We start from the raw sequence: 7,238 nt of genomic DNA, 5'->3' as shown, positions 1-7,238 counted from the left end.
GCCCCGGCCGCCGCCCCGGTCGGTGACCCGGTCGCTGACCCGGCATTGAGTGTGCGGCTGGGTGCTTGGGTGCAGGTTCCCGCCCGGGGCGCCTCGCGGTGGGCTTGCGCCGCGGGCAGGCGGTAGGCGCTGGTCCGGTAGGCGGCCAAGGTGAGCTCGGCGGGTCGCGCGGCGCCGGCCCGCACGGCCGCGGCAGCCGCCCGCACCGGTTCAGGCAGGCCATCGGGGGCGAGGCGGAGGTAGCCGACCGCGTCCAGCACCGCCGCGTACACCTCGCACAGCGGCGCGGTCAGCGGAACCTGGACGGGGAGCTGCTCCACGGCCGGGAAGCGCAGAGCGCGCGCGTCGGGGTAGGCGCGGCGCAGCAGCGGCCGGTCGCGGCGCAGCATCCTGCCTTGCAGGACCTGGTGATACCAGGCCTTGTCGGCGCCTGCAGCGGTGTGCGGGCTGGACAGCACCGCGGCCAGCCGCCGTCCGGTGCCGCCGCGGGCCGCGGCGCGGGCCCGGTGGAAGACGCGGCTGGGGGTCCACTGCGGATCCAGCGACCGGTCGGCCAGGGCGAGCAGTTCGAACAGGTCGGCGGTGTCGTTGTTGACCGGAGTGGCGCTCATCAGCAGCACCCGCGGGTCGATGTGGTGACGGTGCTGGTCTTCCAGCAACGACCGCACGGCGGCCAGGCGGGTGGTGAACGGGTTGCGCAGGGCGTGGGCCTCGTCCACGATCAGCAGGCCGCAGCGCTGCCAGACGTGCGCCTTCCAGGCCTGGCCCCCGCTGGCCTGAGATTCGCGCGCCGCGGCCGAGTGCCGTCCCTGCGGGTGGCCGCGGTCGTTGCGGTGGGTGTCGGCGGTGCGGGTGTCGGCGGTGCGGGTGACGTGTCGATAGAGCTGGACCAAGCGTTCATAGGAGAGCACCGCGATCCCCTGTAGCCCCCACTCGGCCAGGCGGCGCTGCCACATCTGCCGCAGGCTCGCCGGCGCCACTACCAGGACCGGGCCGCGGCCATCGCATACCGCCAGTCGGGCGACCTCACCGGCGATGTAGGTCTTGCCCAAGCCGACCTCATCGGCGATCAGGGCTCCGCCGTGCCGGGCCAGCATGGTCCGGATGCGCGCGACGCCGTCGCGTTGGTAGTCGGCCAGATCCATGACGGGGCTGGCCGGGGCGTTGACCTCCCGGTCATAGGCCTCGGCGAGCATCCGCAGGTACACCAGTTCATGCCGGTGCGCCTGGAACGTCTGCGTGATCAGTGCGGTGAGATCGTAGGGGCGGGCGTCCCGCCACCAGGCCAGAGCGGCGTCCAGGGCGGCGCGGGCCTGCGGTGCGGCCAGGGTGGCGTTGAATTCGTGGTTGTGGCGCAGCCCGGCCCGGGTGAGGTTGGAGGAGCCGGTCACCGCTCGGACCCGGTCGCCGCGGTCCACGACGACGGCCTTGGCGTGCAGGTAGGCGCGGTCGAAGCGGCGGCAGTCCAGCAGTCCCGATCTCAGCAGATCCGCCAAGCGCAGCAGCAGGCGTAGCCGTGCCCCGGTGAGCGGCATCCCGGCCAGTTCGGCGCGCAGCGCCCGATCGGCCCGCTCGCACAGGCCCTCCAGGTCCCCCTGCGCATCCGCCGCCGACGCTCCCGTCCCCAAGCCGGGCGCCAAGCCGGGCGCCAAGCCGGGCGCCAAGCCGGGCGCCAAGCCGGGCCCGAACCCGTTCTTGAAGCCGATCCCGAAGCCCGTCTCGAGGTCCTCGCGGGTGGGCGGCGAGGCGGCCAGCGGCGGAAGGGAGCGCCAGATCTGGGCCTGGTCCTCAAGGCAGACGCCCATCACCAGCCGCACCTGATGCCCGCGGCCGGTCAGCCGGCCCAGAGCGGGCGCGAGTTCCAGCAGGCCATGGATCGAGGCGAAGCCGGTCACCAGATGGACTCGGCTGGGCCGCCGTCCCGCCGCCCAGCCCAGCCAGTCGGCCAGGTCGGCGGCGACGCTGCTTCCCCGGGCGTTCACCAGGACGTGCGGCGGCCGATGATAGGTCGGGTCGTTGGGCGGCGGATCGCTCTGCCCTGGGCCGGCCGGTGCGGGCGGCGGGGCCGGTTCGTCGATCCGGTCGGGATCGGGATGCGGCCCCGGCAGCCGTGACCAGCTGATCCCGGCTGGCGCTCTGTCCACGTTTCCCCCAGGAGTGCTGTGTCTGTGCAGCTGGCTGATAGAGCGCGACCGTGGGCGCCGCGGCTACGACGGTGAGGGGACCGGCGAGGTCGAGCCGGTAGGTGCGTGAGCCGCTGCGCATTCCCGCCATGGCCGCGGCATGACGGCGGTGTGGAGAAGGCCGTGGCGTCGACGGCGCGGCGAGCAAGCACGCGCAGGCGTTGTGGTCGATGCGGGCCGGTGGCGCCATGAGTAGCACCGGGGGAGCACCGGTGTGGCCGGTGTGTGGGACGCCGGGCGTCGGGCGGTGTCGACGGGAGGCACGGGTGCATGGGGTCACGCCGGTGGTCAGCCGGTGCCGGCAGCGCTGTGCAGGAGCCCGGTGTCAAGGGGTCCGATGCGTCTGAGAAATCCGTTGATGACCTGGAGCAGGTCCTGTTCGCGGGCTTTGACCAGTTGCGGCGCGGCGACCGGGGTCTGCCCGGCGGACGGCATCGGCAGGCAGTGCGCGGCCAGGGCGTCGTCGCCGCAGCAAAGCCGCTCGTAGGCTTCCCGGTTCCAGCCGCCGGTCTGGTCGAGGACCTCGGCGGTGGCGGGGGTGGCGAGGACGAAGTTGCCCAGGGAGACCTCTAGCGGTCCGGGCCACAGCGGGACCAGCCGCATCTGCTGCTCGGGGAACACCGCGTCCGGCTCGGCCAGATCCGGCACGCCCAGCCCCGACGGACATGCCGCGGCCATCGCATACAGGCTGGCCACGGCCCCGAACCGGCCGCGGCGGCCGATCAGCTGGTCGCAGGTCACCGGCGGGGGCGGCCCGGCCGGCAGCATGAGCTGCACCAGTGTGGTGCGGGCGGCGGCGTAGTCGGCGGCGCGCAGCAGCGCCGCGGTGTCGGCGCCGGCCAGGTGCGCGGCGCCGTTGTAGCGGCCGCGGGCCAGGGCGTGCACCAGCCACCGGTACGGCAGGTGGTCGGTGGCCGCCTGCTCGAAGTGCGCGGCCAGGTGGAACAGCACTCCGACGGCGGCGGGCATCGCGATCAGCGAGGGGTCCACCAGCCCGCGTCGCTGCAGCGCCACGATCACCGCCGTGCAGGACCGGGACGCGCGCCGGGCGGCGTTGTCGACCTGCTCGGGGCGGCCGTTGAACACCGACCGGCGCCGCGCCGCCGGCGGAAGGAGCCGCTGCACCACCTCGTTGAGCACCGGAAGGGTGGCGGCCGCGCCGAAGCCCTCGCGCCGGGCATGGCGCCACAACGGGTCCAGCACCTCCCGCCGGACCCCGGGGCAGGCCAGGTCCAGGTACATCGTCTCGATCTCCGAGGCGTGCGCGGTCCGGGTGGAGGAGGCCTTGTTCAGCACCCGGTAGGACTCGGCGGCGTCCCGGACCCCGGCGTGCAGCCACGCTAGCGGGATCGTGGTGTCCAGCAGCTTTTTGCGGATGTCGGTCAGCTCGGCGGCCAGCTGGCTGGCCTCGTGGGTGCGGGCCCCCGCGCCCGCCTCGGCCACCAGCCGCGGGATCTCCCCGGGCTCGGCGGCCAGCAGGTCGCCCAGCCGGACCTGCGGGTGCTTGCGCCGCCGCATCGGCTGGATGTAGATCCGCCGGGTGGACTCCAGCACCGGCCCCACCTCCAGGTTCGGGCCGCCCAGCTCACGCCACACCTCCGGTGGATAGCACGCCGGGCGGATGCCGGCGCCGCCGGCCAGCGCTGTGCACCGCTGCTGCCCGTCGACGATGAACACCTTGGCCTGGGAGGACTTGCGGTAGCGGCCGGCGCGCGGCGCCTCCCGCGGCGGCGGGACCCACCACACGAATCCGCTGATCGGGTACTGCGGCGTGCGGGCCAGCGACGCCCACAGGTCAGCCGCCCACAGCACATTGCGCTGGAAGGGCCGGCCGAACTGAACGACGTCTAGTCGCCCTTCGGCCAGCATCGAGAGCAGATCGGCGAGCTTGACGTACGGCTGATCGAACACACCAGGTCCCAAGTTTGACGACTGTCGTTAAGCGAGAACCGGGCAGCGTCCCCCCGGATCGCTGGTCCTCCTACCCCGCCAAGATCCAGCCGAAGCGTCATAGTCGCAGGTCAGAGGCATGATCAGTAGGTTTGTCGTGGATGTGACGTTCGGGCGAGGGCCGCCCTCGCCTGCCCGGGGGAGCAGGCATAGAGTCCGGCAGCGGCCGCCAAGAACCCCTCACGTGTCACCTGCCGCGGTAGCCGCCCGGTCCGCTCGACGCGCAGCAGCGACCACGACGACATCCCCAGCCGTTCAGCCGCTTGGTCGGCGGTCAGGCCTGCCCAGTGCCGCCACTCGGCTAGGCCAGCCAGCTCAAGCGGCACTGCCGACAACTGCGGTCCCGTGACCCCGAGGACCCGGCACAACGCCGCGAACCGTGCCGGGTCACAACGACGGCGCCCCGCCTCGTACTCATACAGCTGCCGGGCCGGAACCCTGCCCCCGGTCAGCGCGGCGAGCGCGTCCACACTCAGGCCCCGGACGATGCGCCACCGACGCAGCTTGCCGCCGTCCAAGCACACGTGACCATGAGACAAGCTCACCCTCCGGGATTGGCTGAACACCCAAGGTGGCCAGCGAAATCGCCGAGCATCGCTCACGTCCATGAACGATGATGCAGGTCTCCGCCCTCAGCGGTGCGGAGCCGGGGGCGGTGCCCAATGGCCGGGCAGACGTGCCAGTGCGCGCATCTCCGACTCCAACGTCACCCAGTTCACCGAGCTGCTCGACGAGACCGGCGGCCCCCGCGCTGGTGGAGGCCGAACTGGCCGGACGTCCAGGCACGGCCGGGCTGCCGGTCCGCACCGTGTTGACTGGCCCGATGCTGGCCGCCCAGTACACCGGCAAGGCCACCCTCGCCATGGCCGAACGGGATCTCGTCAAACGACCTCGGGCCATCTCACGAACGGGCCCGGGGAGGGGGTGGGACACAAGCCGGCCGCGCCCGCGTCGTTAAGAAAGACCAAGGCTTGAGTCTCACGAGCTGGACGGGCTCTCCGGCGAGCAGGAGGCTGTCCACCTCGGCGTCGGGATCGCTGCCGAAGGCGTGCGCCAACGTGATGTGGAAGGGGCGCAGTGCCTCTCGGTGCGGGTGGACAATGAGGCGACGTCGTCGATTTCGCTGGGGTCGGTGTAAAGAGTCAGGTACGCCTCGCGTGGGGAGGGGATTCTGGTGACCGCTGCCGAGGCGACGCTGCCGAGACGAGCCTAGGCAAGTGCGTTGGCGGCGGAGTCGCACAGCGCGACGGCCGAAAGTACTGCTTGACCTGGTCTCGGCCAAACGCTGTGGCGACCTGCCGGGCGATCTCGTTCTCGGCCCGGCGCTGCACCGAGGGCGTCGACTCAGCCGCGGCCCTGCTCCGAGCCCGGCCGGGTGATCGTCCGCGCCCACGACGCGTTCGGCATTTTCGACAGCGGCCAGGCATGCGCCCATCCCGCGGCCGAGCACATTCTGCGGCGGGACCCACACGAAACCGAACACCCACCTACATGGCGACCGCCAGACCGCCGCTCTCACCCGAATGATCATCCGCCAACAACACGCCGACAACCCCACCCCCAACAGCACATGGAGGAACGACATACGACCACCTAGCGGCGTCCCGGCACCGATAAGAATGAGAACGATCTCATCTTCGCGGGCGGCGCGTGGCTGGGCAGCGCTATTCGCGCGCAGGTGAGTTGCCGAACTCAGCAAGTAGGTGTCACGGTGGGGTGACTGGCAGAGGATTGCGCTGTTCCTGGAGTGGGGTTCCCAGGATATGGAGGTCGGTGTGTGTTGGCAGACTGATGTAGATTCCGTCTAGAGACGGAATTGGTGGCGGCGACTGCGCGCATATTCGATCCAGATGGCGTCACAGGTCTCTGGCTGGGACGTGGGCGCCGTGCCGGAGGCGGCCTGATCCGGAGGTGGAAGCCCGGGTCAGAACCGCCTCTTTGGCATATCCGAAATCCACTTTTCGTGGTCTGGGTCTTTTCTCAGTTTATCGAAGCAGGTTAGGCTCGCGTCATCTCGTCACTGGCGCGCGGCGGGTATGCGGAGGCTTCCACACTCGGCTACCCCTTTTGCAGGTTCGCGGGTCGGTTGCGGGCTAAGTCCCACGTCCCAGCCACCGCCTGCGAAAGAGAGCCACTTCGATGCCGCAACAGGATCCGGCTTCCCTTGCTGCCGGAGTTTTGATCACGCTGGCGTTCTTCCTGCTTATCGGCTACATCGTTCGGAGCATGCTCCGAACTGAGGTTGCCGCTGTCCGCATCGCCACGACGCTGATCGCTCTCGGGTCGGTCATGGTGGCGTTGCCGGCCATCTTGTACGCATTGCTCGGCTGACTCGCCCGCGCGAATGTCTGATTTCGCCCCCGCGGCGCAGGACCCGAGAAGGGCCCGGTTCTGGTCTTGGCTCAGCACCTCGGACAGGGAAGCGCTCGCTGCGGCGGGAGTGCCGCGCAGTTACCCGCCCGGGGAGATCATTTTTCGACAGGGCACTGCTGCTAACGCGGTACTGCTGATCCGTGACGGCTTTGGCAAGGCGACGGCGAGGCTGGCTACCGGCACAGAGCAGTTGCACAACATCTATGGCCCGGGAGACATAATCGGGCATGTGGCGGCCATCGAGGGCAGTCCGCACGGTGAGACAGTCACCGCCGCCGGAGCGGTCTACGGAATCGCCATGCTCAGCCAACGCTTCGTGCGATTCTTAAACGAGCGGCCGGCCACCACCCTCGCCGTTACCGCGTCCCTGGCCGGTCAGGTGCGCGTAGCCCACCGTCGCCGGTTGGCTGTCGCGGCAACCGAATCTCCGGAGGCCCGCCTCGCGCGCATGCTGCTCGACCTCGCCGCCACGCATGGCGTTGCCGCCGACGACGGGATCCAGCTCGCGGTGCCGATCAGCCAGGCTGAGCTGGCTGATCTGGCCAACATCTCCCGCGAATCCGTAGAACGCGTGCTGCGCAAGTACCGCAAGCAGCGGGTCGTCTCTACCGGCTACCGTACATTGACCATCCACAAACTGGCCGACCTGCAGAAATCCGATACCGATCACAGCCTTCCGGGTTCCAGCCCGGGGGTAGCAGGCCCAGCGAATAGCTGGCCACTGGAGAGTGT

General features: G+C 70.6%; 4 protein-coding genes and 1 pseudogene. 2 read left to right on the top strand and 3 right to left on the bottom strand.

All coding sequences use genetic code 11. The features are described from left to right. The 3 genes from ETD83_RS18120 to ETD83_RS46005 all read right to left on the bottom strand — a co-directional run. Positions 1 to 2,144 (bottom strand): SNF2-related protein (locus tag ETD83_RS18120; RefSeq protein ID WP_205717740.1); only part of this gene is annotated, 2,144 nt, incomplete at its 3' end. A gap of 327 nt (positions 2,145 to 2,471) precedes the next feature. Beyond that, positions 2,472 to 4,094, bottom strand: a complete 1,623-nt coding sequence (locus tag ETD83_RS18115; protein WP_138646310.1) for a hypothetical protein — start codon at positions 4,092 to 4,094, stop codon at positions 2,472 to 2,474. A 122-nt stretch (positions 4,095 to 4,216) separates the two neighbouring features. Further along, positions 4,217 to 4,741 carry a helix-turn-helix transcriptional regulator gene (locus ETD83_RS46005; RefSeq protein WP_138646309.1) on the bottom strand — a complete coding sequence of 175 codons (525 nt, stop codon included), beginning with the start codon at positions 4,739 to 4,741 and terminating at the stop codon, positions 4,217 to 4,219. 1,531 nt (positions 4,742 to 6,272) lie between these two features. On the opposite strand from ETD83_RS46005, the gene ETD83_RS18105 reads away from it, so the two are divergent. Further along, positions 6,273 to 6,464, top strand: coding sequence for a hypothetical protein (locus ETD83_RS18105; RefSeq protein WP_138646308.1), 192 nt, complete (start codon positions 6,273 to 6,275; stop codon positions 6,462 to 6,464). Positions 6,465 to 6,477: 13 nt separating this feature from the next. Further along, positions 6,478 to 7,101: pseudogene (locus ETD83_RS46000) on the top strand (Crp/Fnr family transcriptional regulator); the annotation flags it as partial. Positions 7,102 to 7,238: the final 137 nt, after the last annotated feature.

This window comes from Actinomadura soli (genome assembly GCF_005889715.1).
GTDB lineage: Bacteria > Actinomycetota > Actinomycetes > Streptosporangiales > Streptosporangiaceae > Spirillospora > Spirillospora soli.
Note: the sequence above shows the minus strand (reverse complement) of the source record. Positions and strands in the feature narration are given on the sequence as shown.